Below are 26811 nucleotides of genomic sequence, written 5' to 3'. Positions count from 1 at the left end.
AGCGGCCCGGATCAACGTTCGAAGCGGTATCCCATGCCCGGTTCGGTGACGAAGTGGCGCGGGTGGGAGGGGTCGGTCTCCAGCTTGCGGCGCAGCTGGGCCATGTAGACCCGGAGGTAGTTGGTCTCGGTGCCGTACGAGGGTCCCCAGACCTCCTGGAGGAGCTGCTTCTGGCTGACCAGGCGGCCGCCGTTGCGGACCAGGACCTCCAGGAGGTGCCATTCGGTGGGGGTGAGCCGGACGTCGCGCCCGTCGCGGTGGACCTTCTTGGCGGCGAGGTCGACGGTGAAGTCCTCGGTCTCGACGACGACGACGCCGTCCTCGGCGCCGCCGACGGGTTCGGCGCGGCGGACTGCGGCGCGCAGCCGGGCCAGGAGCTCGTCCATGCCGAAGGGCTTGGTGACGTAGTCGTCGGCGCCGGCGTCGAGCGCCTCGACCTTCTCGTCGGAGGTCTGGCGGGCGGAGAGGACGATGATCGGGACCCGGGTCCAGCCGCGCAGGCCCTTGATGACGTCGACGCCGTCGAGGTCGGGCAGGCCGAGGTCGAGGACGACGACGTCGGGGTGGCGTTCGGCGGCGAGCCGGAGGGCGGTGGCGCCGTCGGGGGCGGAGTCGACCTCGTACTTCCGCGCCTTGAGGTTGATCACCAGGGCGCGGACGATCTGTGGCTCGTCGTCGACCACGAGGACCCGGGTCATGTCGGGGGGCCTTCCTTCGCTGTACGGGGGTGGGTGCGGGCTGCTGGTACGGGTGCGGGCGCGGGGTCAGGTGACCGCGTGGGCCGGCAGGGCGGCCGGCGGCGCGGTTCCTCCTCCGGCGGCGCGCAGGGTGAGGACCATGGTGAGGCCGCCGCCGGGGGTGTCCTCGGCGCTGAGGGTGCCGCCCATGGCCTCCACGAAGCCGCGGGCGACGGCGAGGCCGAGGCCGACGCCGGAGCCGCGCGGGGCGTCGCCGAAGCGCTGGAAGGGCTCGAAGATGCCGTCCTTGGAGTCGTCGGGGACGCCGGGTCCGCGGTCGACCACGCGGAGTTCGACGCGGTCGCCGAGGGCGCTGGCGGCGACGGCGACGGGGACGCCGTCGGGGCTGTACTTGACGGCGTTCTCGACGATGTTGGCGACGGCCCGCTCCAGGAGGCCCTTGTCGACCTCGACCATGGGCAGGGTCTCGGGGATGTCGGCCTCGGCGCTGCCGTCCGGGACGCCGCCGAGGGCCATGGGGACGACCTCGTCGAGGTCGACGGCGCGGATGAGCGGGGTGACGGTGCCGGTCTGCAGGCGGGACATGTCGAGGAGGTTGCCGACGAGGTGGTCGAGGCGGTCGGCGCCGGCCTCGATGCCTTCGAGGAGTTCGGCCCGGTCCTCCTCGGACCACTCGACGTCGTCGGAGCGGAGCGAGGAGACGGACGCCTTGATGCCGGCGAGCGGGGTGCGCAGGTCGTGGCTGACGGCCGCGAGCAGGGAGGTGCGGATCTTGTTGCCCTCGGCGAGCTTGCGGGCCTCCTCGGCCTCGCCGACCAGCCGCTGCCGGTCGAGCACGACGGCCGCCTGGGCGGCGAAGGCGCCCAGCACCCGGCGGTCCTCGGCGGGCAGCACCCGGCCGCTGAGGGCGAGCGCGAGGTGGTCGCCGACGGGCATGTCCACGTCGGCGTCCTCGGGCCGGGCGGCCGGGTGCGGCCCGACGGCGGCGGCCTGGACCCAGGGCTCGGCGCCGTCGGCCCGTTCGAGGAGGGTGACGGACTCCATGGAGAAGGTCTCGCGGACCCGTTCGAGGAGGGCGTCGAGACTGGTCTCGCCGCGCAGCACGCTGCCGGCGAGGTAGGAGAGCACCTCGGACTCGGCGCGCAGCCGGGCGGCCTGCTGGGTGCGGCGGGCGGCGAGGTCGACGACGGAGGCGACGGCCATGGCGACGCCGAAGAAGACCGCGATGGCGACGATGTTCAGTGGGTCGGCGATGGTGATCCGGTGGATCGGCGGGGTGAAGAACCAGTTGAGCAGCAGGGAGCCGGCGGCCGCGGAGGCGAGCGCCGGCAGGAAGCCGCCGAGCAGCGCCGCGCCGACGGTGAGCGCCAGGAACAGCAGCATGTCGTTGGCGAGGCCGAGGTCGGCGTCGGTGTGGGTGAGGAGCAGGGCGAGCGCGACGGGGCCGGCGACGCCGACCAGCCAGCCGCCGAGGATCCGGGAGCGGCCGAGGCGGGCACCGCGGGCGACCGGGAGGCCGCGGCCCTTGGCGACCTCGCCGTGGGTGACGATGTGGACGTCCAGGTCGGGGCCGGAGTCGCGGGCGACGGTCTGGCCGACGCCGGGGCCGAGGACGTACTGCCAGGTGCGGCGGCGGCTGGAGCCGAGGACGATCTGGGTGGCGTTCACCCCGCGGGCGAACTCCAGGAGGGCGGTCGGTATGTCGTCGCCGACGACGTGGTGGAAGGTGCCGCCCAGGTCCTCGACGAGGGTGCGCTGGACGGCCAGCTCCTTGGGCGAGGCGGCGGTGAGGCCGTCGCTGCGGGCGATGTAGACGGCGAGGACCTCGCCGCCGGCGCCCTTCTCGGCGAGCCGGGTGGCGCGGCGTATCAGGGTGCGGCCCTCGGGTCCGCCGGTGAGGCCGACGACGATCCGTTCGCGCGCCTGCCAGGTGGAGCGGATGTTGTGCTCGCCCCGGTAGCGGCGCAGGTACTCGTCGACCCGGTCGGCGGTCCACAGCAGGGCCAGCTCGCGCAGGGCGGTGAGGTTGCCGGGGCGGAAGTAGTTGGAGAGCGCGGCGTCGACCTTGTCGGGGGTGTACACGTTGCCGTGGGCCATGCGGCGGCGCAGCGCCTCGGGCGACATGTCGACGAGTTCGATCTGGTCGGCGCGGCGGACGACCTCGTCGGGGACGGTCTCCTGCTGCCGGACGCCGGTGATCGCCTCGACGACGTCGCCGAGCGATTCGAGGTGCTGGATGTTGACGGTGGAGACGACGTCGATGCCGGCGGCGAGGAGTTCGGCGACGTCCTGCCAGCGCTTGGGGTTGCGGGAGCCGGGGACGTTGGTGTGGGCGAGTTCGTCGACGAGGGCAACGGCGGGGCGGCGGGCGAGGACGGCGTCGACGTCCATCTCGGTGAAGGAGGCGCCCCGGTACTCGACGGTGCGGCGGGGCACGGTCTCCAGGCCGTGCAGCAGCACCTCGGTGCGCGGCCGGCCGTGGTGCTCCACGAAGCCGACGACGCAGTCCGTGCCGCGCTCCACCCTGCGGTGGGCCTCGGCGAGCATCGCGTACGTCTTGCCGACGCCGGGTGCCGCGCCGAGGTAGATCCGAAGCTTGCCACGTCCCATGGACCGACCATACGTCCGGCTGATCGGACATTCCGCACGCGGAGGATCACCCCGGATCGGTCTTGACGTGATTCTGATGCGCGCCGGGGCGACGGTCGGTCCCGGTCCGGCTCAGCCTTCGGCTATCTCGCCGTCGCGGAGTTCGAGGACCCGGTCGGCGAGGCCGAGGAGCTGGTGGTCGTGGGTGGCGACGAGGGCGGTGCAGCCCTCGCTGCGGACCACGGCCCGGAGCAGTTCCATGACGGCGAGGCCGGTCTCCGCGTCGAGCTGGCCGGTCGGCTCGTCGGCGATGAGCAGGGCCGGCCTGTTGGCGAGGGCGCGGGCGATGGCGACCCGCTGCTGCTGGCCTCCGGAGAGCTCGCCGGGGCGCTGGTTGGCGTGGTCGGCGAGGCCGACCAGGGCGAGGAGCAGGGCGACCCGCTCCTCCCGCTCGGCGGGGTCCGCGTCGCGCAGCCGCAGCGGCACGCCGACGTTCTCCGCGGCGGAGAGGATGGGCAGCAGGCCGAAGGACTGGAAGATGAAGCCGATCCGGTCCCGGCGCAGCTCCAGGAGGCCGCTCTCGCCGAGGGTGGAGAGGTCGGTGCCGTCGATGACGATCCGGCCGCCGTCGGCGCTGTCGAGGCCGCCGACCAGGTTGAGCAGGGTGGTCTTGCCGGAGCCGGAGCGGCCCTTGAGGGCGACCAGCTCGCCGCGGGAGACCTCGAAGGAGACGCCCTTGAGGGCGTGGACCGCGGCTTCGCCCTCGCCGAAGGTGCGGCGCAGGCCCTCCACCCGGATCATCGGCCCCGTGGCGGGGTCCTCGGCGACGGCCGTCGCGGACCGCGTGCTGTTCTCGCTCACCCTGCGCTCCCCCTCCTCGAACACGTGCGCAGACCAGTATGGTCGGCCGCCGCCCCCGAGACCAGGGTCCGGACCCCGGAGGACACCCCGGTCTTCGGACGCCGTTCCCCGCCCTCCGGACGCCCGGCCCCGTAGGGGCGGCCCCCCAGGGAAGCCGTACGACCTCCCAGGGGAGCCGGCCGCAGGGCCGTCAGGAGGTCTTGTACGGGCCTTCGGCCGCCGGTCACCGTGCGCCCGGGGAAACGGCCGGTGGGCCGCCGCCCGTACGACGTGCGTACGGGCGGCGGCCCACCGGACCGGGGTCTCGCGGGTGCGTCAGCGGATCTCGGAGATCTCCGGGCCGCGCTGAAGCTGGCCCATGCCGCCGGAGAAGCGGGACCCGGCCTGCTCCTCCTGCTGGACGCCGTCCGGCACCATCTGCGCGTCGTTCGGCAGCTTGAGGACGATCGGGTCGCGCGGGGCCATCGGGCCCTCGCCGCGGGCGACCACGGTGTCCCGGACGATCTGCTCCAGGAGACCGGCCGCCTCGGGCTGGACCGCGCCCTGGCCGGAGATGACGCCGCGCAGGAACCAGCGCGGGCCGTCGACGCCGACGAAGCGCACGATCTGCACGCCGCGGTTGCCGTCGGGCAGCTGGACGGGGACCTGTGCGCGCAGCTCCCAGCCGAGCGGTCCCTCGACCTCGTCGATGGCGCCGCCCTGCTGGACGATGCCGGTGGCGATCTCCTCGCGGACCTCGCCCCAGATGCCTTCCTTCTTGGGCGCCGCGAACGCCTGGAGCTGCACGGCGCTGTCGCGCAGCACGATGGTCGCGGCGACGATCGCGTCGCCCGCCACCTCCACGCGGAGCTCCATGCCCTCGACCCCGGGCACGAAGAGGCCGCCGAGGTCGACGCGGCCCTCCTCGGGCTTGGCGACCTCGGAGACGTCCCAGGGACCGTCGGGCCGGGGCGCCGGCGGAAGGTTCACCTTGCGCGGCTGGTCGGCCGCCTCCGCGGCGTCCTCGCCGGTGACGGCGTCGACGACCTGCTCGGCCTCGCCCGCCTTGTCGGCGGCACCGCTCTTCTTGCGACGTCCGAACACGTCACTGTCCTTCCCGGTCGGATACGACCGAAGCGTATCGATTCCCACCCGTGGTGCCGTCCACGGCGGCATGACCGCCGGTGGACCCGAAGCCCCCCTCGGCCCGCGCCGAGCCGGGAAGCTCCGCCACCTCGTGGAAGCGCACCTTCTCGACCTGCTGGACGACCAGTTGGGCAATCCGGTCGAACCGCTCGAACCGCACCGTCTCGCGCGGGTCGAGATTGACCACGATCACCTTGATCTCTCCACGGTACCCGGCATCCACCGTCCCCGGGGCATTCACGAGCGCGACTCCGCAGCGCGCGGCCAGTCCGGAGCGGGGATGGACGAAGGCGGCGTAGCCGTCGGGGAGGGCGATCGACACGCCGGTGGGCAGCACGGCGCGCTCGCCGGGGGCCAGCTCGGCGGCCTCCGTGGTGACGAGGTCGGCGCCGGCGTCACCGGGGTGGCCGTAGGCCGGGATCGGCACGTCCGGGTCGACCCGGCGGATCAGTACGTCGACGGGAGGGCGCATCAGGGGTTCACCTCGAAGGCGCGGGCGCGCCGGACCTGGTCGGGGTCGGACATGGCGGCCTGGATCTCCTCCGGCCGGCCGTTGTCGATGAAGTGGTCGACCTTGACCTCGACGAACATGGCTTCGGCCCGGACGGCGACGGGGCCGTCGGGGCCGCCGATGCGGCCGGTGGCGGTCGAGTAGATCTTGCGGCCGTGCACGGCCGTCACCTCGGCCTGGAGGTGGAGCACGGTGCCGACCGGCACGGGGCGGCGGAAGTCGGTCTCCAGGCGGCCGGTCACGGCGATGACGCGGAGCAGCCAGTTCAGGGAGCCGAGGGTCTCGTCGAGCGCGGTGGCGAGCACCCCGCCGTGGGCGAGCCCGGGGGCGCCCTGGTGGTCGGCGGTGACGGTGAACTCGGCGGTCACGCTCACGCCCTCGCCCGCGCGGGCCTCCAGGTGGAGGCCGTGGGGCTGCCCGTCGCCGCACCCGAAGCAGTGGCCGTAGTGCGAGCCGAGCGACTCGCCGGGAGCGGGCGCGTCCGGATGGCGGGTCGGCGCCACGGCGTCGGCCGGCGGGGTGAGAGCGGCAGATGTTCCAGTCACAGGCGCAGACCTTACCCGCGCGGCCGGGCGCGGGTCGCGCCGTGCCAAGCTTGGAGGCATGCAGCCTTCCGCATCGAACCCCGCGCCGACTCCGCCGTCGGGGGCCTCCTCCCCCGCGTCTCCCGCCTCCCCCGCGGCGCCCCGCTTCGACGAGCGGCTGACCGTGCCCGGTTCGTGGTGGGTGATCGTCGCCCTGCTGGCGGTCTCCGGCGGTCTGATCATGTTCCCGCTGGGCACGGTGCCGATGCTGGGCGGTCTGATCGTGGCGGGGGTGGCGGCCGGTGTGGCGGCGTCCTCGTACGGCTCGGCCCGCATCCGGGTGGTGGCCGGTTCGCTGGTGGCGGGCGAGGCCCGGGTGCCGGTGTCCGCGCTGGGGGCGGTCGAGGTGCTGGACGAGGAGGGGGCGCGCGCCTGGCGCACGCACAAGGCGGATCCCCGCGCCTTCATGCTGATGCGCAGCTATGTGCCGCGGGCGGTGCGGGTGGTCGTGACGGATCCGGCGGACCCGACGCCGTACCTGTACCTGTCGAGCCGTGACCCGGAGGGGCTGGCGGCCGCGGTCGAGGCGGTGCGGGCGGAGGGCTGAGCCCTCCTTGCCCACGGTCCGTCCCGGGGCCGCCCCTGGCGGCCCGGGGCGGTCTAGAAGCCCAGTTCCTTGGGGTTCTCCGGCTGTTCCAGCGGGGGCAGCCCGGTGAGCCTGTCCCAGGGGACCTGGCGGGCCCTGAGGTCCTTGCGGATGTGCCCGGCGAGCTTCTTGGTGTCGCGCCGGTTCATGACCGCGCCGACGGCCGCGCCCACCATGAACGGGGTGAGGTTCGGCAGGTTGCGGACCATGCGTTTCATGATCTGCTGGCGCAGTTCGCGCTTGAGCTGTCCGCCGAGGGCCGCGTTGATCGTCGTGGGCTTGGTGGGGTCGATGCCCCGCTCCTCGGCCCAGGAGGTCAGGTAGGCGGCCGAGCGCTGGGGCAGGGTGCCGGGCGGCCGCAGTCCGTAGACCTCGTGCAGTTCGGCGATGAGCTTGATCTCGATCGCGGCGACGCCGGTGATCTCCGCTGCCAGCTCGGCCGGCATGGCCGGCGGTACGGGGAGCATGGCGGCGGCGCCGATGCCCGCGCCGACGGTCGAGCTGGCGTTGGCCGCGCCGAAGACCAGCTTGTCGGCCAGTTCCTCGGGGCCGAGCCCGGGGAACTGCTTGCGCAGGGTCGCGAGGTCGCGGACGGGGACGCGCGGGGCCAGGTCGATCAGCCGGTCGGCCAGGTAGGCGATGCCGGCCTTGGCGCCGTCGCCGCTCCGCTTCACGCCCTGCTTGACGCCGTCCACGCTGCGGCGGACCGCGTCGATGCGCGCGGCGTCGATCCTGAGGCGGTCGAGCTGCGCGCGCGCCGGGTTGGCCAGCCGCCTGACGGCGTCCAGCCTGCCGTGACGGCTCGCGTCACGCTCCTCGGGCGCCTCGGGGTCCGAGGGGCCTTCGGGGTCCCGCTCCGCGGGAAGGAGTGCCTCGCCCTGTCCGTCGTCGCCGGCAGCTGCGAGCGAGGCCGTGGGGCCTCGCCCGTCGTCCACCACGCCGAGGGAGGCCAGGGGGGCGGCCTGCGCGGCGTCGGGAGCCTCCTGGGCGCCCTCCGTCGGGCCCGTGCCGCCCTTGTACGCCCGGGGCTTCGCGGGAAGCCTCAGACGCCGCTTCCGGGACGGTGTGTCGCCTGCCACGGCCGCGCCTGACTCAGTCGCAGTCGCGGCAGATCGGCTGGCCGTTCTTCTCGCGCGCCAGCTGGCTGCGGTGGTGCACCAGGAAGCAGCTCATGCAGGTGAACTCGTCGGCCTGCTTGGGCAGGACCCGGACGGCCAGCTCCTCGTTCGAGAGGTCGGCGCCGGGGAGCTCCAGGCCCTCGGCGGCCTCGAACTCGTCGACGTCGACGGTCGAGGTCGACTTGTCGTTCCGGCGGGCCTTGAGCTCCTCAAGGCTGTCCGAGTCGACGTCGTCGTCGGTCTTGCGTGGGGTGTCGTAGTCCGTTGCCATGTCGCTCTCCCCCTCTGGGTGGTTGCGGGTGTCTCAGCGCACGTAACGCGTGAGAGGTCGGACTTGTGCCCGACCTGAGGCGCAGATTTTGCCTCACATCAAGGTCTGTTACTCAATCGACACCCGTCCCGCGCTCTCAAGGAGTGATCGGTACGAGTGGCGATGCGGACCGTACACGGTCCTCGGGGCGGCCGTGCGGGCCGCCACCCCGTGTACTTTCCGCCCGTCGACGCCCGGGAAACCCGGACTTTTCCGGGTTTTCCCCCGGAATTCACGGTCACGGAGCGCGACCCCGCGGGCACTCGCGCTTGTGATCGATCACACATGTCCATCTCAGGACGGGGGTCCCGAAATTCCGCTCAAAGCGAACAGATCGGGCCGCGTCCCCGCAGTCTGTCAGATCGGCAGAGTGACGCGCATCACCAGGCCACCGCCCTCGCGGGGCTCCGCGCTGATGCGTCCGCCGTGCGCCCGGGCCACCGAGCGCGCGATCGACAGACCGAGCCCGACGCCCTTGTCGCTGCCCGTCCGCTCCTGCCGGAGCCTGCGGAACGGCTCGAAGAGGTTGTCGATCTCGTACGCCGGGACCACCGGGCCCGTGTTCGACACCACGAGCACCGCCTGGCCGTGCTGGGCCTCGGTGGTGACCTCGACCCATCCCCCGTCCGGGACGTTGTACCGCACGGCGTTCTGGAGCAGGTTCAGGGCGATCCGCTCCAGCAGGACGCCGTTGCCCTGGACCACGACCGGGGCGCGCTCGCCGCGCATCTCGACGCCCCTGGCCTCGGCCTCCGCGTGCACCTGGTCGACCGCCCGCTCGGCGACCTCGGCGAGGTCCACGGGTTTGCGGTCGATGATCTGGTTGTCGCTGCGGGCCAGCAGCAGCAGGCCCTCGACCAGCTGCTCGCTGCGCTCGTTGGTGGCCAGCAGGGTCTTGCCGAGCTGCTGGAGCTCGACCGGCGCCCCCGGGTCCGAGAGGTGGACCTCCAGGAGGGTGCGGTTGATCGCCAGCGGGGTGCGCAGCTCGTGCGAGGCGTTGGCGACGAAGCGCTGCTGGGCGGTGAAGGCCCGCTCCAGGCGGTCCAGCATCTCGTCGAAGGTGTCCGCCAGCTCCTTCAGCTCGTCGTCCGGGCCGTCCAGCTCGATCCGGCGGGCCAGGTCGGAGCCGGCCACCTGGCGGGCGGTGCGGGTGATCCGGCCGAGCGGCGAGAGCACCCGGCCGGCCATGGCGTAGCCGAAGGCGAAGGCGATGATGCTCAGCCCCAGGAGGGCGAAGAGCGAGCGGCGCAGGAGGTCCTGGAGCGCCAGGTCGGTCTCGTGGCGCAGGCAGATGGAGACCGCGGCGTTGAACTGCTCGCCGGTGCCGTTGTCGGGCAGCACGCACTCCGCCGTGGTGGGCAGGACCTTGCCCTCGACGATCTTGAACGGCAGGCTGGCGACGCTGTCGGTCAGGCTCTGCGCCGTGAAGAGGTAGATGATCGACAGCAGCAGGATGCCGGCGATCAGGAACATGCCGCCGTAGAGGAGCGTGAGCCGTATCCGGATGGTGGGCCGCAGCAGCGGCCTGACCGGGTCCCGCGGGTCCCAGGTGGGCTTCGGTGGCGCCTGCGGGTGCGGCGCCGGGGTCGCGGCCATCGGATCAGATCCGGTAGCCGGAGCCGGGGACGGTGACGATGACGGGCGGCTCGCCCAGCTTGCGCCGGAGGGTCATGACGGTCACCCGGACCACGTTGGTGAACGGATCGGTGTTCTCGTCCCAGGCCTTCTCCAGGAGCTGCTCCGCCGAGACGACGGCGCCCTCGGAGCGCATCAGCACCTCCAGGACGGCGAACTCCTTGGGCGCGAGCTGGACCTCCCGGCCGTCCCGGAAGACCTCGCGGCGGTTGGGGTCGAGCTTGATGCCGGCCCGCTCCAGGACCGGCGGCAGCGGCACGGAGGTGCGGCGCCCGAGCGCGCGCACGCGCGCGGTGAGCTCGGTGAAGGCGAACGGCTTCGGAAGGTAGTCGTCGGCGCCCAGCTCCAGGCCCTCGACCCGGTCGCTCACGTCGCCCGAGGCGGTCAGCATCAGGATCCGGGTCGGCATCCCCAGCTCGACGATCTTGCGGCAGACGTCGTCGCCGTGGACCAGCGGCAGGTCGCGGTCGAGGACGACGACGTCGTAGTCGTTGACCCCTACGCGCTCCAGGGCGGCGGCGCCGTCGTACACGACGTCGACGGCCATGGCCTCCCGGCGCAGTCCGGTGGCCACCGCATCGGCGAGCAGCTGCTCGTCCTCGACGACGAGTACGCGCACGTCGTTCTTCCTTCCTTCGGCGCTCCGGTCCGGGTGGACCGGGGGGCGTTCCTGAACACTGACTGTGCGTGTCCATCCTGCCCCGTACGCGCGTAAACCGGCTGTAAGACGGCGGTGGGCGGCCGCCCGGCGGGACGGGCCGCGGCGGGCCCGCGCAGGGGGCGCGGAAGGGGGCGCGAAGAATTCACCTGATTCAGGGGGCAGTTGAGGTTTCCCCCCGGAGAGGGGTGGGGAGGAGGTCTGCACACCCCGCGATCACGCCCTGTATGTGGCACGCCCACGGCTCTTCCGTCCCCCGGGAGCGGACAGTGTGTGATCCACCCACCCCCCGGCACACCCCCGTGCCGCCGGACCCATGAGGAGGGGCGCATGGACGCTTTCACCGCAGGGCTGCTGCAGCGCATCAGGACGACGCAGTCGGACCTCACGCGGGCCCGCGAGACCGGCGACGACTACCTGGCGGACGTCGAGCAGGCCGAGCTGGAGGACCTCCACCGGCTGGCCGCGGAGCACGGCGTGGAGGTCGCGACGGTCTGCGCGCAGAGCGCCTGAGCGAGGCCGCTCCCCGTGGGAGCGGCACGGCGGTGCCCCGGAGCCGGACGGCTCCGGGGCACCGCCGTGTCCGGGGCCGCTCTCAGTCGTGCCAGGCGCCCAGCCGGTCGAGCAGCTCCTGGAGGGGCTCGAAGAGGCCCTCGGGGGCCGCTACGGCCAGTTCGCCGGAGAGGGGCTCTCCCGGGCGTCCGCCGGTGCGCGCGCCCGCCTCGTGGGCGATCAGGGCCCCCGCGGCGTGGTCCCAGGGGTTGAGCCCGCGCTCGTAGTACGCGTCGAGCCGGCCGGCCGCCACGTCGCAGAGGTCGATGGCGGCCGAGCCGCCCCGCCGGATGTCCCGGACCAGCGGCAGGACCTCCCGGACCACCTCGGCCTGGTGGGCGCGGCGGGACTGCACGTAGCCGAAGCCGGTGCCGAGCAGGGCCTGGTCGAAGGGGGGCGCGGTGCGGACGGCGAGCCGGCGCTCGCCCAGGTACGCGCCGCCGCCGCGGACGGCGTGGAAGGTCTCGCCGCGCAGCGGGGCCTCGACGACGCCGACGACGGTCTCGCCCTCGTACTCGGCGGCGATGGAGACGGCCCAGGAGGGCAGGCCGTAGAGGTAGTTCACGGTGCCGTCGAGCGGGTCGATCACCCAGCGGACGCCGCTGGTCCCCGGGGTGGCGGCGCCCTCCTCGCCGAGCAGCCCGTCCTGGGGGCGGTGCTCGGCGAGGAAGCCGGTGATCAGCTTCTCGGCGGCGATGTCCATCTCGGTGACGACGTCGATGGCGCTGGACTTGGTGGCGGCCACGGCCAGGTCGTCGGGCCGGCCGTCGCGCAGCAGCGCGCCGGCCCGCCGGGCGGCCTCCAGGGCCAGTTCGAGCAGGGCGTCGGGCGAGGGCGGGGATGCGGGGGTCACGGCATGGCTCCTCAGGCGTAGGGGCTGTCGGCTCCGGCGGCGGCGGGGCGCTCGGCGCGGGCCGGGCAGCAGCCGATCGGGCAGAGGTCGTGGGAGGGGCCGAGGGCGCCCAGGAAGCACCGCTGCGCGTGCGTGCCGCGCTCGGCGGCGGCCCGTTCCAGGACCAGGTCGCGGATGGCGGCGGCGAACCGCGGGTCGGCGCCGACGGTGGCGGACCGGCGGACGGGCAGGCCGAGCTCGGCGGCCTTGGCGGTGGCCTCGGTGTCGAGGTCGTAGAGGACCTCCATGTGGTCGGAGACGAAGCCGATCGGCACCATGACGGCGGCGGGGGCGCCGGCCGCGCTCAGCTCCTCCAGGTGGTCGCAGATGTCCGGTTCCAGCCAGGGGATGTGGGGGGCGCCGCTGCGGGACTGGTAGACGAGCTTCCAGGGGTGGTCGGCGCCGGTCCGCTCGCGCACCGCGTCGGCGATGACCCGGGCGACGTCGAGGTGCTGTGCGACGTAGGCGCCGCCGGGGCCGTGGTCGGGGACGGGGCCGGAGGTGTCGGCGGCGGAGTCCGGGATGGAGTGGGTGGTGAAGGCGAGGTGGGCGCCGGACCGGACGGGCTCGTCGAGGTCGGCGAGGGAGGCGAGGACGCCTTCCACCATGGGTTCCACGAAGCCGGGGTGGTTGAAGTAGTGGCGGAGTTTGTCGACCCGGGGCAGGGGCAGGCCCTCCGCCTCCAGCGCGGCGAGCGCGTCGGCGAGGTTCTCGCGGTACTGGCGGCAGCCGGAGTAGGAGGCGTACGCGCTGGTGGTGAGGACGGCGATGTGGCGGCGGCCGTCGTGGACCATCTCGCGGAGGGTGTCGGTGAGGTAGGGGGCCCAGTTCCGGTTGCCCCAGTAGACCGGCAGGCCGAGGCCGGCCTCGGCGAAGTCGGTCCGCAGCGCGTCGAGCAGGGCGCGGTTCTGGCCGTTGATCGGGCTGACGCCGCCGAAGAGGAAGTAGTGCTGCCCCACCTCCTTGAGCCGCTCCTTGGGGATGCCGCGGCCGCGCGTCACGTTCTCCAGGAACGGGACGACGTCGTCCGGGCCCTCGGGGCCGCCGAAGGAGAGCAGCAGCAGGGCGTCGTACGGGGCGGGATCGTGCTGATCGGACATGGCACCGATCCTCCCACCCGGCGCCGGCGGCCCGGGGCGCGGCCCGTCCGGAAATACGGGGATGACCCGACGGCTTCGAACCCTTAGGCTTTAGACGTCAATTACACGTGTTGACCGTGCCGAACGGGCGGCGCGCCGCGTCGCAGAGCCGGAGAACCCCTTGTCCAGTCCCTACCGCGCGATCTTCTCGGCGCCCGGTACCGCGTCGTTCTCCGTGGCCGGCTTCCTCGGCCGGATGCCGCTGTCCATGATGGGCATCGGCATCGTCACGATGATCTCCCAGGTCACCGGCCGTTACGGACTGGCCGGTGCCCTCTCGGCGACGCTCGCGATGTCCGCCGCCGTGCTCGGCCCCCAGGTCTCCCGCCTGGTCGACCGGTACGGGCAGCGGCGGGTGCTCCGCCCCGTCACCCTGATCTCCCTCGCCGCCGCCACCGGGCTGCTGCTCTGCGTGCAGCAGCAGGCCCCGGACTGGACGCTCTTCGCCTTCACGGCCGTGATCGGCGTGGTGCCCAGCGTCGGGGCGATGACCCGGGCCCGCTGGGCGGGCATCTACCGGGGCGACGCGCGGTCGCTGCACACCGCGTACTCGTGGGAGTCGATCGTCGACGAGGTGTGCTTCATCTTCGGCCCGATCATCTCCATCGGACTGTCGACCACCTGGTTCCCGGAGGCCGGCCCGCTGCTGGCCGGGGTCTTCCTCGCGATCGGCGTCTTCTGGCTGACCGCCCAGCGGGACACCGAGCCGGAGCCGCACCCGCAGCCCGCCGCCAAGGGCGGTTCGGCGCTCCGCTCCCCCGGCCTCCAGGTCCTCGCCCTGGCCTTCGTCGCCACCGGCGCGATCTTCGGTTCGGTGGACGTGGTGACCGTGGCCTTCGCCGAGGAGCGGGGCCAGAAGGCCGCCGCCAGCCTGGTCCTCGCCGTCTACGCGCTGGGCTCCTGCCTGGCCGGAGCGGTCTTCGGACTGCTCCACCTCAAGGGCGAGCCGTCCCGCCGGTGGCTGCTGGGCGTCTGTGCGATGGCCGTGAGTATGATCCCCCTCCTACTGGCCGGGAACCTGCCGTTGCTGGCCGTGGCGCTCTTTGTCGCGGGCCTGTCCATCGCGCCGACGATGGTGACCACGATGGCCCTCGTCGAGAAGCACGTACCGCACACCCAGCTCACCGAGGGCATGACCTGGACCGGCACCGGCCTCGCGATCGGCGTGGCGCTCGGTTCCTCGGCGGCCGGCTGGGTGGTCGACGCCTCGGGGGCGGAGTCGGCGTACGTGGTGCCCGTCGTCTCGGGCGCGCTCGCGGTCGTGGTGGGCCTGCTCGGCCACCGCCGGCTGCGCAGGCCGGCGCCGAACCGGGAGGGGCGAGATGAGCACGAGGACAGCGGGACCGGGGAGCGCCAGGACGGGCAGCCCGTGGCGTAACTGGGCGGGGAACGTCACCTCCCGCCCGGTGCGGGAGGCCACCCCGGCCTCGGCCGAGGAGCTGGCCGCCGAGATCCGCCGGGCCGCCGAGGAGGGGCTCCGGGTGAAGACGGTCGGCACCGGCCACTCCTTCACCTCGATCGCGGCCACCGACGGCGTCCTGATCCGCCCGGACCTGCTCACCGGGATCCGCCGGATCGACCGCGAGGCGATGACGGTGACGGTGGAGTCGGGCACTCCGCTGAAGCGGCTCAACGTGGCGCTGGCCCGGGAGGGCCTGTCGCTCACGAACATGGGCGACATCATGGAGCAGACCGTCGCCGGGGCCACCTCCACCGGCACCCACGGCACCGGCCGGGACTCGGCCTCCATCGCGGCCCAGATCCGTGCCCTGGAGCTGGTGACGGCCGACGGGACCCTGCTGACCTGCTCCGAGAAGGAGCACCCCGAGGTCTTCGCGGCGGCCCGGATCGGGCTCGGCGCGCTCGGCGTGGTCACCGCGATCACCTTCGCCGTCGAACCGGTCTTCCTGCTCACCGCGCGGGAGGAGCCGATGCGCTTCGACCGGGTGCTCGCCGACTTCGACGAGCTGCACGCGGAGAACGAGCACTTCGAGTTCTACTGGTTCCCCCACACGGACAACTGCAACACCAAGCGCAACAACCGCAGCGCCGGTCCCGCCGCCCCGCTGCCCCGCCTCGGCGGCTGGTTCGAGGACGAGTTCCTCTCCAACGGGGTCTTCCAGGCGGCCTGCTCGCTCGGCCGCGCGGTGCCGCCCGCCATCCCGGCGATCGCCCGGATCTCCAGCCGCGCGCTCTCCGCCCGCACGTACACCGACATCCCGTACAAGGTCTTCACCTCACCGCGCCGGGTCCGCTTCCTGGAGATGGAGTACGCGCTGCCGCGGGAGGCCGCGACGACGGCGCTGCGCGAGCTGAAGGCGATGGTCGAGGGCTCGCCGCTGAAGGTCAGCTTCCCGGTGGAGGTGCGCACCGCGCCCGCCGACGACATCGCGCTCTCCACGGCCTCCGGGCGGGAGACGGTCTACATCGCGGTGCACCTCTACAGGGGAACGCCCCACCGCGGGTACTTCACCGCGGTGGAGCGCATCATGACCGCCCACGGGGGCCGGCCGCACTGGGGGAAGGTGCACACCCGGGACGCCGCGTACCTGGCGGCCGCCTATCCGCGCTTCGCCGAGTTCACGGCGCTGCGCGACCGGCTCGACCCGGACCGCCGCTTCGGCAACGACTACCTGCGGCGGGTGCTGGGCGACTGACGGGCCCTCATCCGGCGGTGTCGCCGGACGGGGCCGCGGGGGCGTCCTGGACGGCCGGGCCCGTGGTGGGGGCCTCGGTGGGAGCGGACGGGGTGGCGGGGGCCGTGGGGTCGGCCGTCGGGCCGTCGGGCTCCCGCGTCGGGTCCGTGCCGGCGTCCCCGGAGCCGGTCGGGTCCGGGGTCGGCGCGGTGGTGGGGTCCCCGGACGGCGTCCCCGTCCCGGGATCGGGGGTGGCGCCGGTGGACGGGGTGCCCGCGTCCGTGGCGGTCCCGTCGCCGGGCTCCCGGGTGCCGTCCCGGCCCGCGGAGCCGGTCGGGGCGGGCGCCTGCGGCTCCTCGTCCCGGTCCTGCCGCCGCTGCTCCCGCTCGGGGGCGTTCCGCTCCCCGCCGTCGCCGCCGCGGACCGCCGAGCCGAAGGTGGTGGTGCCCTTGGTGCCGCTGAAGTCCTCGCCGGAGACCAGCTCGTAGGCGGTGATGCCGCCCATGGTGACGCCGAAGACCAGCGCGGCGGCCAGCACCGGGCGCCTCCAGCCGCGCAGCCGGGTGCCGTGGGTGGTGGCCGCGCCGAACGCGTCGTCGTACGGGAACGGCGCCGCGGCCTCGGGGACGGTGCCGAGCATCAGCGTGTGGCGGTCGTCCGCCGGGAAGGCCTCGGGGGCGGCCGGGACCTGACGCGCCTTCGGCCTGGCGGCGGTGGTCACGTCCCGCACCTGCTCGCCGGTGCGCTTGAGGAGCTGCTGGAAGAGCGGTCCGCCGCAGGTGGCGATGACGCTGATCACACCGGCGCCGAGAATGGTCCCGTACACGCCGAGGGTGGAGGCGAGTTTGGCGGCGATCACCGCCGCGAGGGCGCTGCCGGCGACCTGGGGCACGCTCAGGTCGATCTTCCGCCTGGCCTCCTCCCCGGATGCCGGGGGCTCGCTCCCGGGCCCCGGGGTCCGTATCTCCGGTTCGTCCGTGTCGGCCGGCTGCCTGTGACGCATCTCCACCCTCTGCCTGGTCATCTGTTCCCTCGTGCACCCAGAAGGGACAAATGAGCGAAGCGAATAGTTCCGGTTCAGGGGGTTCTGTGAAGAGTGCCACGCGGGAGGAATGGAGACGGAGGCTCAACTCCCGCGCACCCCGAGAAGTTGGGCGGCGCGCCGGTCCACCCGAGTGGCCCGAATGGAGTACATTGACGAACCCTGGGTCCGGACGCCTTCCGGGGCGCCCGGGAACGGAACCGCTACCCAGTGTGACGCCCAGTCACTCCGGGTAGTGAACAGGTAACCGTGCCATAACGGCGGACCGGGGTCCACGCCCGACACGCCGGGCAACTCGGCAAGGTAGTGGCAGGCTGCACCCGGGCAGGCCACACTCGACTAGCGGAAGCAGCGACGCACGTGACGTCGGCAGGCACCACCCGGGAGGTCCCCATGCCCGAACTGCGTGTCGTGGCCGTCTCCAACGACGGCACACGACTGGTGCTCAAGGCTGCCGACAGCACGGAGTACACGCTTCCGATCGACGAGCGGCTGCGGGCCGCCGTGCGCAACGACCGGGCGCGCCTCGGCCAGATCGAGATCGAGGTCGAGAGCCACCTCCGCCCCCGCGACATCCAGGCGCGGATACGAGCCGGTGCCTCCGCCGAGGAGGTCGCCCAGCTCGCCGGCATCCCCGTCGACCGCGTCCGCCGCTTCGAGGGCCCCGTGCTCGCCGAGCGCGCCTTCATGGCCGAGCGCGCCCGCAAGACCCCGGTGCGCCGGCCCGGTGAGAACAGCGGCCCCCAGCTCGGCGAGGCGGTGCAGGAGCGGCTGCTGCTGCGCGGCGCCGAGAAGGACACCGTGCAGTGGGACTCCTGGCGGCGCGACGACGGCACCTGGGAGGTGCTGCTCGTCTACCGGGTCGCCGGCGAGGTGCACACCGCCAGCTGGACCTACGACCCGCCGCGCCGGCTCGTCCAGGCCGTGGACGACGAGGCGCGGGCGCTGATCGGCGAGACCGACGACACCCTCGCCGCCGCGCCGGAGCCGAGCTTCCCCTTCGTCCCGAGGATCGCCCGGCTGCCCCGGGACCGGCCGCTGGACCGCACCCTGGACCGGCCGCTCGACCGTGCTCTGGACCGGCAGCTCGACCGGGCGCCGCTGACCGCTTCGGCGGCGGAGCCGGAGGAGGAGCGGGACTCGCTCACCAGCCTCCTGGAGGCGGTGCCGAGCTTCCGCGGCGACCTGGTGGTCCCCGAGCAGCCCGACTCGGAGCCGTCCGACGAGGTCGAGGCGGAGGAGCCGCCCGCTCCCGCCGCCTCCGCCGGGGCGGGCGCGGCCTACGCCGACGTCCTCATGCCCCGGTCGGTCTCCGGCCACCGCGACCGGCTGCACGGCGCCACCGACCGGCAGGCGGAGGCCGACGGCGTCCGCCCGGGCCGCCGCGCGGCGGTGCCCAGCTGGGACGAGATCGTCTTCGGCACCCGCAGGAAGAAGCAGGACTGACGCACGCCACGGCGGGCCCGCACCGGACGGCCGGTGCGGGCCCGCCGTGCGCCTACCGCGGGTCCGGTCCCGTGGCCACCGGGCGGGACGGGTCCGAGGACCACTCCGACCAGGAGCCGGCGTAGAGCGCCGCCGGGATGCCGGCCAGCTCCAGGGCCAGCACCTCGTGGGCGCCGGAGACGCCGGAACCGCAGTAGACGCCGACCTCCGGCGCCTCGGTCGCGCCCAGCGCGGCGAACCGTTCGCGCAGCTCGCCGGCGGCCAGGAAGCGCCCGTCCGCGGCCACGTTCTCCGTCGTCGGGGCCGAGTGGGCCCCCGGGATGTGACCGCCGACCCGGTCGATCGGCTCCACGTCGCCCCGGTAACGCTCGGCGGCCCGGGCGTCCAGGAGCAGCCCCGACCGGGCCAGCGCCGCCGCCTCGTCCGCGTCGAGCAGCCGCAGTCCGCCCGGCTTCGGCGTGAAGTCGCCGGGCTCCGGCTCCGGCACCTCCACCGACAGCTCCCCCGGCCAGCCCGCCAGGCCGCCGTCGAGCACCCGCACGTCCGGGTGGCCCGCCCAGCGCAGCAGCCACCAGGCCCGGGCGGCGCCCCAGCCGAGCCCTCCGTCGTACACCACCACCGGACGGTCGGCGCCGACCCCCGCCCGGCGCATGGCCGCCCCGAAGGCATCCGGGTCGGGCAGCGGGTGCCGGCCGCCCGCCCCGGGCGGTCCGGCCAGTTCGGTGTCGAGGTCCACGTAGACGGCGCCGGGCAGGTGCCCGGCCTCGTACGCCGGGCGGCCGGGCGGACCCCCGAGGGTCCAGCGCACGTCCAGCAGGACCGGCGGACGGGGTCCCGCCGACTCGCTCGCGAGTTCGCTTGCGGAGATGATGGGCTTCATGGGGCCATCCTCGCGCAGTCACGCCCGCGCCGGGGACGGACCCGGCGTCACCCGAAGGATCGCGCCAGGAGGGGTGCGACCGGGGCGCGCCGTGCGCGGCCCGGCGGATCCACCCGGCGGCGGGGCACGGTCACGACCACGGCCGAGGAGAGAGTGACCATGACCGAGGCGGCTCGTCGCAGCCCGGGGACACCCTGCTGGGTGAGTCTGATGGTGCACGGGATCGAAGCGACGCAGGAGTTCTACCAGGCACTCTTCGGCTGGGAGTTCGTCCCGGGACCGCAGCAGCTCGGCCCGTACGTACGCGCTCTGCTGGGCGGCCGGGAGGTCGCCGGCATCGGCCAGCTCCCCCCGGACCGGCACCTGGACATCGCCTGGACCACCTATCTGGCCACGGACGACGCCGACGAGACCGCGGAGATCATCCGCTGCTGCGGCGGCACGGTCGCGGTGGGCCCGCTGGACGCGGGCGAGGCCGGCCGCATGGTCATCTGCGCCGACCCGGCGGGAGCCGTCTTCGGCGTCTGGCAGGCGGAGGCCCACCACGGCACCGCGCTCGCCGGTCCGCCCGGGACACCGGTGTGGAACGAGCTGCTCACGTACGAGACGGCCACGGTCGCCAAGTTCTACCGGACGGTCTTCGGCTACGAGGTCGAGCCGCTGGTCTCGGCCGACTTCGACTACGCCACCCTGCACGTGGACGGGCGCCCGGTCGCCTCGCTGCACGGGGTGGGCGAGGAGCTGGCCCGGGACCGGGGCCCGCACTGGATGACGTACTTCGAGGTGGCCGACGCCGACGAGGCGGCCGTGCTGGTGGAGAAGCTGGGCGGCCACGTGCTGCGCGCGCCCCGGGACGGCACGGCCGGGCGGCTCGTCCTGGTCGCGGACCCGGAGGGCGCTGTGTTCACCCTCGTGAGGTCCCGCGACCGTTGACGTCGCCGCGCCCGGTGGTCAGCGGCGGCCGCGGACGAGCCCGCGGCGGAGCGGCGCCCCCGCGGCCGGGGCGGGCTCGCCGCCGGGGAGGCCCAGCTGGGTGAGGCGTACGGCGCCGAAGTGGTGGGCGACCGCCGGGTCGGCGTGGTGCGCCGCCAGGTACCTCTCGGTCTCCGCCCGCAGGCCCGGGTGGGCCTTGTGCCGCATGCAGAAGCCGACCGCCCGGACCAGCGGGGCGAGCGAGTCCGGCGCCGGGCCGGGCACGGCCGGGGACCCGCCGTCCTCCAGGTCGGGGACGAGGTGGTCGACCACGGTGAGCGGGATCCGGTTGCTGTTCTCGAAGGGCGTCAGCCGCTCCAGCAGCTCCTCGGTGCCCACCCGGGCGATCGGCACCCCGTAGTAGACGGCGGCGGTGAGCATCGCCGTGGAGAAGCAGCCGACGACGAGCTCCAGCGCGCAGCGCTCGTAGAAGGTCTCGGCGAGCAGGGGCACGTCGAGGACGGTGAGCCGGACGCCGGCCTCCTCGGCCGCCTCGCGGAGCGCGGTCGAGTAGCCGGCCGGCGCGGTGGGGTGCGGCTTGAAGACGATGCTCCGGTGGCCGAGCCCTGCGGCGCCGCGGAGCATGCGCACGTGCAGGTCCTCCTCCTCCTCGACGGTGAGCAGGCCGAGCGCGGCGAGGTACTGGCCGAGCAGCAGCGCGGTCGGGCGCGCGGCGACGGCGGCGGTGATCGCCGGGTCGTCGCCCGCGTCGGCGGCGATCTCGGCGAGGACCGCGCGGAAGGCGGCGTCGGGGACGAGCTCGGAGGGGGTGCCGTACTCGGTGAGGAGCATCGGCGTCAGCCCCGGCACCAGGTCGAGGTGGAGCAGGCGGCGGATCCGGCAGGCCAGGGACTGGGCGACGTCCGTGCGGGTGGGGCCGTAGCTCATCAGCCCGTCGGCGTACACCTCCACGCTGCTCTCCGGGAAGCAGGCGCCGAGCGCCTTGGCCGGGTTGACCTGGATGGACTCCACGATCAGCTCGACGCGGGCGGTGCCGAGGTCCCAGGCGGTGCGCAGCACGCGCTGCCAGAGCGGGGTCTCCTCGGGGCGGGGGGCCCAGGCGGCGGGGTGGTACGGGTGGATCGTCTCGTTCCAGTCGAGGACGCCGTCGAAGCGGGCGGCGATCCGCGGGTAGCCGGTCATGGTCTCCAGGCGGAGCGCGGTCTCCGGGATCTCGGCGTTGTGCGAGAGCAGCAGCAGACGGCGGGCGTCGGCGGGGGCGCCGTACAGTCCGGCGTCGATCGCGGCGGCGACGGTCGCGGCGCCGTAGAGGGTGGAGACCTGGAAGATCTGGACCGTGCGGGCCCCCGCGGCGGTGTCGGTGGTCATGGTCAGACGGTCCTTCCGGTCTCGCGCAGGCTCCGCAGAAGGGTGGCGCGGGGGGTGTCCATGGTGGCGAGGGTCTCTTCGAGCACGTCCTGCGGCATGCGGTGCAGGGCGTCGGCGACGTCGGCGCGCAGCCGCTGGGCGACCTCGGGCTCGTACTTCCCGGCCTTGTTCACGTGGAAGGCGATCATCGCGCAGTAGGTGCGGACGGCCTTCGGCAGGAAGCGGTCGGCGTCGCGGTCCCGGGAGACCTCCTCCAGGAGCAGGTCGTAGGAGGGGATGAAGTCCAGCTGACGGTTGTCGCTGATCTGGGTGAGCGAGGTGGTGACGCCCCGGCGGTAGAAGACGCCGTGCAGGGAGAGGGCGGCGTAGGTGGTGGCCTTGAGGTGGAGGCGCCAGACCCAGAGGCGGTCCTCGGCGGTGCGCAGCTTGGTCTCGAAGCGGGACGCGCCGTTCTCGAAGAGGGTGCGGCCGTAGATCCCGAAGGGGACGAAGGGGTAGTCCACCATCGTGATCATGCTGGCCGGGGCGATGCCGTCGCGGGGGTCCATGACGGCGTCGCGGACCTTGGCGGGGGCGTACTTGATGTTCCGCTTGCGGCCCTCGGCGAGGACGTGGTCGGTGCGGGCGAAGTCGCAGCCGAGGCGCTCTATGCCGTCGACGGCGGCACGGAGGTGGCCCGGGGCGTACCAGTCGTCGCCGTCGAGGAAGGTGAGGTAGTCGCCGGTGGCGGCGTCGATGCCGGTGTTGCGGGCCTGGGCGACGCCGAGGTTGGTCTCGTGCCGGATGACGCGGGCGTTCGGGATGCGGTCCTTCCAGCGGTCCAGGACGTCCGGGGTCTCGTCGGTGGAGCAGTCGTCGATCAGCAGGAACTCGAAGTCCGGGTCCGCGTTGTGGGCGAGGCTGCGCACGGTGTCGGGCGCGTACGGCCCGACGTTGTGGAAGGGGACGACGACGGAGAGTTTGGGCACGCGGAGAATCCCCACACTGGATCGGAGGCGGACACGGGTGGAATCGGGGGTGTCTTCCGGCTGTCAGGCGCCGGTACGGCGGGCAGCGTAATCGGCGTCCTGACCGCCCGAACGAGCCTCGTGTGGACGGTCGGTGAACTCTTGTCGTCCCTCGTGCGAACCGTCCGCCGACCGCCGCGCGCGGCGCCGGGCGAGAAGTCCCGTGGCGAGCAGGGCGAGCAGGGCGGAGGTGCCGACGGCGGCTCCGAGCCGGACGCCGGGCGGCCGGAAGGTGCAGCTCACACGGGTCGCGCGGCCGTCGAGGGGGACGGCGAGCAGGCCCCGGTGGGAGCGGGCGGAGACGGGCTCGGCGTCGCCGGCCGCGCACCGCCAGCCGGTGGCGCGGGGGACGGCGACGACGGCGACGCCGGTGCTGCCGGGCGGCAGTTCGGCGGTGAGGCCGTGGCCGGTGGCGGCGACCCGGGTGGCGCCGGTGGCGGTGAGGCGGGCGACGGCGGTGGCGAGCCGGCCGCGGTCGAGGCAGCCGACGGGCTGCCGGGGCAGGGTGGGCGTCCCGTCGGCGACCAGCTCGATCCGGACCTCGCCGCCGGCCGGGACGGTGCCGAGGGCCCGCATGGCGGCGCGGACGGCCGGCGGCCGGCCGTCGAAGTCGGCGGGGGCGGCGCCGGCGAGGGCGGCGGTGCCCTTGTACTCGGGCGCCCAGAACCAGACGTCGGTGCCGGCCGGGCAGCGGGCGGTCAGCGTGGTGCCGGCGCGGCGGACGGCGGGCAGCGCGTACACGGCGGAGCCGAGGAGGAGTTCCTGGTTGCGGAAGGCGGACTCCTCGGGGGCCACGGTGGCGTTCCCGGCGGGGTGGACGGTGACGAGCGGCGGTACGGGGGTGGTGGCGGCGGTCGCGGTGCCGCGGGGCGCGGCGTCCTGGCGTACCGGTTCGGTGGCCTCGGAGCGGATCCGGGTGCCGATGGAGAAGATCGCGTCGGTGACCGGGTTGTCGAGGGTCTCGGGGTGCCGGCCCTTGGCGTAGTGGCCGAAGCCGAGGGAGTCCAGGGTCCGGGAGGTGTTCTCGGTGGTGAGGCTGGAGTAGGCGTCGGCGCCCTCGCCGCCGAGGAGCAGCGGTTCGTTGCCGCCGGGCAGCGGGCCGGGGTCGGTGCGGTACGCGGGCCAGCCGTCGGCGCGGGCGACCTCGGCGGCGACCGCGCGCTGCCAGGGGCCGATCCGGGGCGCCCAGGCGACGTCGGCGCGCTGCCGCGCCTCGACGCGCGCCCCGCTGACGGCCGCCTCCCCCGCCTGCGCGGCGAACAGCAGCACGGCGGCGGTGACGGCCAGGGCGGACTTCCGGGCGCGGGGGGCGCTGCGGGCGCGGAGGGCGAGGAGCGCGGCGGCGAGGGCGAGCAGGGCGGCGGCACCGGCGGCGGGGTAGGTCCAGGTGTCGAGGTCGGCACTGCCCCGGGCGGCGAGGGCGAGCGCCCCGAAGAGGGCGGCGGCGCCGAGCAGGGCGGCCGGGCGGGGCGGGGCGGGGGCGGCGGACAGCCAGGCGGCGATCAGCAGCAGACCGCACACGACGAAGGTCTGGCGGTAGGGGTTGCCGTTGGGCGAGGCGCCCGCGTGCCAGAGGAGGTGGGTCGGCCCCCACTGGAGGGAGAGCGTCACGAGGACGACCAGCACGGTCCAGGCGAGCCGGACCCGCGGGGCGACCGCCCGGTTGAAGGGCAGGCTGAGGGCGAGGACGAGCGCGGGCGTGCCGATGAAGAGCGCCGGCGTGTTCACTTCGGCGGTGGCGGGCAGGAAGCGGCCGAGGAGCTCGGTCCAGCCGGCGGGCGCGAAGACGGTCTCGGGCGTCGGGTCGGCGTACTTCGTCCCGCTGAAGACGACGAGGACGAGCGGGGCGGCCAGCCCGACGCCGAGGACCACGGCCCGCACGGCGCGCAGCAGGGCGCCGGGCCACGGGCGCGCGGCGCCGTCCGCCGGGTCGGCCGTGCAGAGCCGGACGGCGAGGAAGAGCGCCGCGCCGAGGGTGGCCATGTAGGCGGTGTAGAAGTTGGCGATCCAGGCGACGGCGACGACGAGCGGGCCGAGCACCGGCCGGCGGCCGGCCCTGGCCCACTCCGCCACCAGGCAGAGCAGCGGGAAGGCGATGAGGCCGTCCAGCCACATGGGCACGGAGGCGCCGTGGTTGAAGGTCCAGCCGGAGAGCGCGTACGCGGCGCCGAGGAGCGCGGCGAGCGGCCACGGGCCGGGGCGGGCCGCCGGGCGGAGCCGGATCAGCAGCGCGGCCATCGCCGCGCCCGCGGCGGTGATCTTCAGCGCGGTGATGACGTACAGCGCCAGTTCCGGCCGGTCGGCCGGGAAGAGCACGACGAGCAGCGAGAAGGGGCTGCTCAGATAGGTGCCGATGTCGCCGAGGAAGCCCGCACCGAAGCCGGAGTTCCAGTTGAGGAAGGCGTCGCCGTGGGTGTCGCCGAGCAGGAAGGCCCGCCAGTAGGCGTGGTACGGCAGGTACTGCTGGCCCAGGTCGACGACGTTGCGGGTGTACGGGCCCAGCGGATGGCTGCGGGCGAGCGCGGTGGCCAGCACGAACACGGCCGCCGTGAGCAGTCCGGCGCCGGCGGGGGCGAGCAGCAGCGGGTTCCGGGCCGGGCGGGGGCCGCCCCGCGCCCCGTCCCGGACAGGGTCGGGCACGGGCGTGGCGGCGGGTGGCACGGGTCCTCCAGGGAGCACGGAGCTCTCGTCGATCACCCGCGGCGAACGCACGGCGGGACGGACCCATTACTCCTGGTTCGGGCGACCCGAAGTGGATCACCCGGCGAGGTCCGGGCAGCGCCCAGGTGAACACCCGGTGACAGCGCCCGCCGGCGGACCGCCTCAGGCCGGGGTGACCGGCAGCACGTCCGGCGAGAGGGAGGCGGCGCGGGGCCGGCGCCGGTCATCCGTCGGCGGTGGTGGCGGCACGGTACCTCGTACCCGACGACCTCCGCGGCCGTGTTCACGTCGCCGCCGACGACGACCTGCTCGCCCGACGTCGTGGTCAGACGAAGCCGTAACGAACGAGTTCCTCGACCGCCTCCGCGGAGGAACAGGCCCCCAGCAACTCGAAGTAGTGGCGGGTACCGGGACGCGCCAGCTGCGGCGGGACTGGGCGCCCGGTTCGCGCGTCACGCGGACGACCTGCCCGCCGGCGCGCTCGGCACGGTCGAACATGGGCTGGTCGTGGTGGTGGTCGTCCGCGAGCAGGGCCACCGTGCCCCCGCGTCGAGGATGCCTGTGCCGGTGGAGGACTTGAGGGCGCCGTCGACGACGGTGCCGAGCCGGCAGTGTCTCCCGTCGAACTCGATCGCGTGCCGACTACGTCGTACCGCTCGGAACGGGCGAAGACAAATGCGTAGATGCCCTGGTGGTCGACATGGAAACGATGGTTGACAGGACCCGCGTAGGATGCCCGGATGACTCGTCCTCGCCTGGTCGCCACTGACCTCGACGGCACTCTGCTACGCAAAGACGGAGTGATTTCGGAGCGGACCCGACGGGCCCTCCAGCTGGCCGGAGACGAGGGGGCGGAAGTGGTGTTGATCACTGCTCGGCCGCCTCGTTTCGTCGACGTCCTGACCGCGGCGTACGGCCTGTCGGGGACGGCGGTGTGCAGCAACGGCGCGCTCGTGTACGACATGGGCAGGCGCACCGTGCTCACCACGCGTACGCTGTCGGCCGGTTCGGCCCGGCGTACGGCCGATGCCCTGGCGGAGGCGGTACCCGGCATCGGATTCGCCGTCGAGACGGGCCACAAGGTGATGTGCGCCCCGGGTTACGGCCTGCGCCTCCCCGAGGACGCCGACGCGGAGTTCGCGGTCCCGAGCGTCGAGGACCTGTGGACCGCCGACATCCCCATCGTGAAGCTGCTCGCCTGGTCGGCCCGCCACGACGCGGACACCCTGCTCGCCGCCGCCGAGCACGCCGCCGGCCCCGTCGCGCAGTTCACCCACTCCGGTGGCACCGGGCTGCTGGAGGTCAGCGCGGCGGGTGTGACCAAGGCCGGGACTCTGTCGGCCCTGTGCGCCGACCGGGGAATCGACGCGTCCGAGGTGATCGCCTTCGGCGACATGCCCAACGACCTGAGCATTCTGCACTGGGCGGGAACCGGTTACGCGGTGGCCAACGCCCATGCGGACGTGCTGTCGGCGGTCGCGCGGCACACCGCGTCCAACGAGGAGGACGGGGTCGCGGCGGTACTTGAGCGACTCTTCGAGCACTGACACGACGGGCGCGCCCAGGGGGCCGCGCGGGCC

The 26811-nt window shown here is 74.1% G+C and carries 24 protein-coding genes; 7 read left to right on the top strand and 17 right to left on the bottom strand.

The window, feature by feature from the left end:
- Positions 1 to 11: 11 nt before the first annotated feature.
- The 6 genes from ABFY03_RS28055 to ABFY03_RS28030 form a co-directional block, all read right to left on the bottom strand.
- The gene (locus ABFY03_RS28055) at positions 12 to 698 is read right to left on the bottom strand and encodes a response regulator (protein WP_319010871.1); all 687 of its coding nucleotides are present in this window, start codon (positions 696 to 698) and stop codon (positions 12 to 14) included.
- 66 nt (positions 699 to 764) lie between these two features.
- A complete protein-coding gene (locus tag ABFY03_RS28050; RefSeq protein WP_346171090.1) occupies positions 765 to 3308 on the bottom strand; it encodes a DUF4118 domain-containing protein in 2544 nt (847 codons plus the stop codon).
- Between the two features lie 111 nt (positions 3309 to 3419).
- On the bottom strand, positions 3420 to 4088 hold the full coding sequence (locus tag ABFY03_RS28045; RefSeq protein WP_319010888.1) for an ABC transporter ATP-binding protein: 669 nt from the start codon (positions 4086 to 4088) through the stop codon (positions 3420 to 3422).
- 375 nt (positions 4089 to 4463) lie between these two features.
- Entirely contained in the window at positions 4464 to 5231 is a 768-nt protein-coding gene (locus ABFY03_RS28040; protein WP_319010873.1) for a DUF3710 domain-containing protein, read from the bottom strand.
- A gap of 1 nt (position 5232) precedes the next feature.
- Positions 5233 to 5745 (bottom strand): dUTP diphosphatase, encoded by a 513-nt coding sequence (dut, locus tag ABFY03_RS28035; protein WP_319010874.1) that lies wholly within the window; start codon positions 5743 to 5745, stop codon positions 5233 to 5235.
- Positions 5745 to 6329: a PaaI family thioesterase gene (locus ABFY03_RS28030; protein ID WP_319010875.1), complete on the bottom strand. Its 585-nt coding sequence runs from the start codon at positions 6327 to 6329 to the stop codon at positions 5745 to 5747. The genes dut and ABFY03_RS28030 overlap by 1 nt, the downstream gene beginning before the upstream one ends.
- Before the next feature lie 58 nt (positions 6330 to 6387).
- Between ABFY03_RS28030 and ABFY03_RS28025 the strand changes: the two genes are divergently transcribed.
- The gene (locus ABFY03_RS28025) at positions 6388 to 6915 is read left to right on the top strand and encodes a DUF3093 domain-containing protein (protein WP_319010876.1); all 528 of its coding nucleotides are present in this window, start codon (positions 6388 to 6390) and stop codon (positions 6913 to 6915) included.
- A 53-nt stretch (positions 6916 to 6968) separates the two neighbouring features.
- Here ABFY03_RS28025 and ABFY03_RS28020 read toward each other — a convergent pair whose 3' ends face one another.
- The 4 genes from ABFY03_RS28020 to ABFY03_RS28005 form a co-directional block, all read right to left on the bottom strand.
- The gene (locus ABFY03_RS28020) at positions 6969 to 8033 is read right to left on the bottom strand and encodes a hypothetical protein (protein ID WP_346171089.1); all 1065 of its coding nucleotides are present in this window, start codon (positions 8031 to 8033) and stop codon (positions 6969 to 6971) included.
- Positions 8034 to 8046: 13 nt separating this feature from the next.
- Complete coding sequence (locus tag ABFY03_RS28015; protein WP_003955561.1) at positions 8047 to 8343, bottom strand: DUF4193 domain-containing protein; 297 nt, start codon at positions 8341 to 8343, stop codon at positions 8047 to 8049.
- Positions 8344 to 8739: 396 nt separating this feature from the next.
- On the bottom strand, positions 8740 to 9978 hold the full coding sequence (locus tag ABFY03_RS28010) for a sensor histidine kinase (protein WP_319010878.1): 1239 nt from the start codon (positions 9976 to 9978) through the stop codon (positions 8740 to 8742).
- Between the two features lie 4 nt (positions 9979 to 9982).
- The gene (locus ABFY03_RS28005) at positions 9983 to 10636 is read right to left on the bottom strand and encodes a response regulator transcription factor (RefSeq protein ID WP_030496297.1); all 654 of its coding nucleotides are present in this window, start codon (positions 10634 to 10636) and stop codon (positions 9983 to 9985) included.
- Positions 10637 to 11005: 369 nt separating this feature from the next.
- Here ABFY03_RS28005 and ABFY03_RS28000 point away from each other — a divergent pair, with 369 nt between their 5' ends.
- Positions 11006 to 11188, top strand: coding sequence for a hypothetical protein (locus tag ABFY03_RS28000; RefSeq protein ID WP_319010879.1), 183 nt, complete (start codon positions 11006 to 11008; stop codon positions 11186 to 11188).
- A gap of 82 nt (positions 11189 to 11270) precedes the next feature.
- Here ABFY03_RS28000 and ABFY03_RS27995 read toward each other — a convergent pair whose 3' ends face one another.
- Positions 11271 to 12080, bottom strand: a complete 810-nt coding sequence (locus ABFY03_RS27995) for an inositol monophosphatase family protein (protein ID WP_319010880.1) — start codon at positions 12078 to 12080, stop codon at positions 11271 to 11273.
- A gap of 11 nt (positions 12081 to 12091) precedes the next feature.
- Positions 12092 to 13219, bottom strand: a complete 1128-nt coding sequence (locus ABFY03_RS27990; RefSeq protein WP_346171088.1) for a ferrochelatase — start codon at positions 13217 to 13219, stop codon at positions 12092 to 12094.
- Between the two features lie 160 nt (positions 13220 to 13379).
- Between ABFY03_RS27990 and ABFY03_RS27985 the strand changes: the two genes are divergently transcribed.
- Together ABFY03_RS27985 and ABFY03_RS27980 are read left to right on the top strand one after the other, a co-directional pair.
- On the top strand, positions 13380 to 14636 hold the full coding sequence (locus ABFY03_RS27985) for an MFS transporter (protein ID WP_319008841.1): 1257 nt from the start codon (positions 13380 to 13382) through the stop codon (positions 14634 to 14636).
- The gene (locus ABFY03_RS27980) at positions 14581 to 15915 is read left to right on the top strand and encodes a D-arabinono-1,4-lactone oxidase (RefSeq protein WP_346171087.1); all 1335 of its coding nucleotides are present in this window, start codon (positions 14581 to 14583) and stop codon (positions 15913 to 15915) included. Before ABFY03_RS27985 ends, ABFY03_RS27980 begins: the two co-directional genes overlap by 56 nt.
- Positions 15916 to 15922: 7 nt before the next feature.
- On the opposite strand, the gene ABFY03_RS27975 is transcribed toward ABFY03_RS27980, so the two are convergent.
- Positions 15923 to 16786, bottom strand: coding sequence for a hypothetical protein (locus tag ABFY03_RS27975; RefSeq protein WP_319008839.1), 864 nt, complete (start codon positions 16784 to 16786; stop codon positions 15923 to 15925).
- A 543-nt stretch (positions 16787 to 17329) separates the two neighbouring features.
- On the opposite strand from ABFY03_RS27975, the gene sepH reads away from it, so the two are divergent.
- The gene (sepH, locus tag ABFY03_RS27970) at positions 17330 to 18382 is read left to right on the top strand and encodes a septation protein SepH (protein ID WP_319008838.1); all 1053 of its coding nucleotides are present in this window, start codon (positions 17330 to 17332) and stop codon (positions 18380 to 18382) included.
- A 52-nt stretch (positions 18383 to 18434) separates the two neighbouring features.
- Here sepH and ABFY03_RS27965 read toward each other — a convergent pair whose 3' ends face one another.
- Entirely contained in the window at positions 18435 to 19262 is an 828-nt protein-coding gene (locus ABFY03_RS27965; protein ID WP_346171086.1) for a sulfurtransferase, read from the bottom strand.
- A 159-nt stretch (positions 19263 to 19421) separates the two neighbouring features.
- Here ABFY03_RS27965 and ABFY03_RS27960 point away from each other — a divergent pair, with 159 nt between their 5' ends.
- Positions 19422 to 20195, top strand: coding sequence for a VOC family protein (locus ABFY03_RS27960; protein ID WP_319008836.1), 774 nt, complete (start codon positions 19422 to 19424; stop codon positions 20193 to 20195).
- A gap of 18 nt (positions 20196 to 20213) precedes the next feature.
- Here ABFY03_RS27960 and ABFY03_RS27955 read toward each other — a convergent pair whose 3' ends face one another.
- From ABFY03_RS27955 to ABFY03_RS27945, 3 genes are all read right to left on the bottom strand, one after another.
- Entirely contained in the window at positions 20214 to 21563 is a 1350-nt protein-coding gene (locus ABFY03_RS27955) for a polysialyltransferase family glycosyltransferase (protein ID WP_319008835.1), read from the bottom strand.
- A gap of 2 nt (positions 21564 to 21565) precedes the next feature.
- Positions 21566 to 22531 (bottom strand): glycosyltransferase family 2 protein, encoded by a 966-nt coding sequence (locus tag ABFY03_RS27950; RefSeq protein ID WP_346171085.1) that lies wholly within the window; start codon positions 22529 to 22531, stop codon positions 21566 to 21568.
- A gap of 63 nt (positions 22532 to 22594) precedes the next feature.
- On the bottom strand, positions 22595 to 25231 hold the full coding sequence (locus ABFY03_RS27945; protein ID WP_346171084.1) for a YfhO family protein: 2637 nt from the start codon (positions 25229 to 25231) through the stop codon (positions 22595 to 22597).
- A gap of 740 nt (positions 25232 to 25971) precedes the next feature.
- Here ABFY03_RS27945 and ABFY03_RS27935 point away from each other — a divergent pair.
- Positions 25972 to 26778, top strand: coding sequence for an HAD family hydrolase (locus ABFY03_RS27935; RefSeq protein ID WP_319008820.1), 807 nt, complete (start codon positions 25972 to 25974; stop codon positions 26776 to 26778).
- The last annotated feature ends 33 nt before the right edge of the window (positions 26779 to 26811 follow it).

This window comes from Streptomyces roseofulvus (assembly GCF_039534915.1).
GTDB lineage: Bacteria > Actinomycetota > Actinomycetes > Streptomycetales > Streptomycetaceae > Streptomyces > Streptomyces roseofulvus.
Note: the sequence above shows the minus strand (reverse complement) of the source record. Positions and strands in the feature narration are given on the sequence as shown.

What these genes read in the sequence shown, in the direction of transcription:
- ABFY03_RS28055 (WP_319010871.1), bottom strand. Translation starts at nt 698, where the DNA reads ATGACCCGGGTCCTCGTGGTCGACGACGAGCCACAGATCGTCCGCGCC.
- ABFY03_RS28050 (WP_346171090.1), bottom strand. Translation starts at nt 3,308, where the DNA reads ATGGGACGTGGCAAGCTTCGGATCTACCTCGGCGCGGCACCCGGCGTC.
- ABFY03_RS28045 (WP_319010888.1), bottom strand. Translation starts at nt 4,088, where the DNA reads ATGATCCGGGTGGAGGGCCTGCGCCGCACCTTCGGCGAGGGCGAAGCC.
- dut (WP_319010874.1), bottom strand. Translation starts at nt 5,745, where the DNA reads ATGCGCCCTCCCGTCGACGTACTGATCCGCCGGGTCGACCCGGACGTG.
- ABFY03_RS28025 (WP_319010876.1), top strand. Translation starts at nt 6,388, where the DNA reads ATGCAGCCTTCCGCATCGAACCCCGCGCCGACTCCGCCGTCGGGGGCC.
- ABFY03_RS28015 (WP_003955561.1), bottom strand. Translation starts at nt 8,343, where the DNA reads ATGGCAACGGACTACGACACCCCACGCAAGACCGACGACGACGTCGAC.
- ABFY03_RS28010 (WP_319010878.1), bottom strand. Translation starts at nt 9,978, where the DNA reads ATGGCCGCGACCCCGGCGCCGCACCCGCAGGCGCCACCGAAGCCCACC.
- ABFY03_RS28000 (WP_319010879.1), top strand. Translation starts at nt 11,006, where the DNA reads ATGGACGCTTTCACCGCAGGGCTGCTGCAGCGCATCAGGACGACGCAG.
- ABFY03_RS27990 (WP_346171088.1), bottom strand. Translation starts at nt 13,219, where the DNA reads ATGTCCGATCAGCACGATCCCGCCCCGTACGACGCCCTGCTGCTGCTC.
- ABFY03_RS27980 (WP_346171087.1), top strand. Translation starts at nt 14,581, where the DNA reads ATGAGCACGAGGACAGCGGGACCGGGGAGCGCCAGGACGGGCAGCCCG.
- sepH (WP_319008838.1), top strand. Translation starts at nt 17,330, where the DNA reads ATGCCCGAACTGCGTGTCGTGGCCGTCTCCAACGACGGCACACGACTG.
- ABFY03_RS27965 (WP_346171086.1), bottom strand. Translation starts at nt 19,262, where the DNA reads ATGAAGCCCATCATCTCCGCAAGCGAACTCGCGAGCGAGTCGGCGGGA.
- ABFY03_RS27960 (WP_319008836.1), top strand. Translation starts at nt 19,422, where the DNA reads ATGACCGAGGCGGCTCGTCGCAGCCCGGGGACACCCTGCTGGGTGAGT.
- ABFY03_RS27955 (WP_319008835.1), bottom strand. Translation starts at nt 21,563, where the DNA reads ATGACCACCGACACCGCCGCGGGGGCCCGCACGGTCCAGATCTTCCAG.
- ABFY03_RS27935 (WP_319008820.1), top strand. Translation starts at nt 25,972, where the DNA reads ATGACTCGTCCTCGCCTGGTCGCCACTGACCTCGACGGCACTCTGCTA.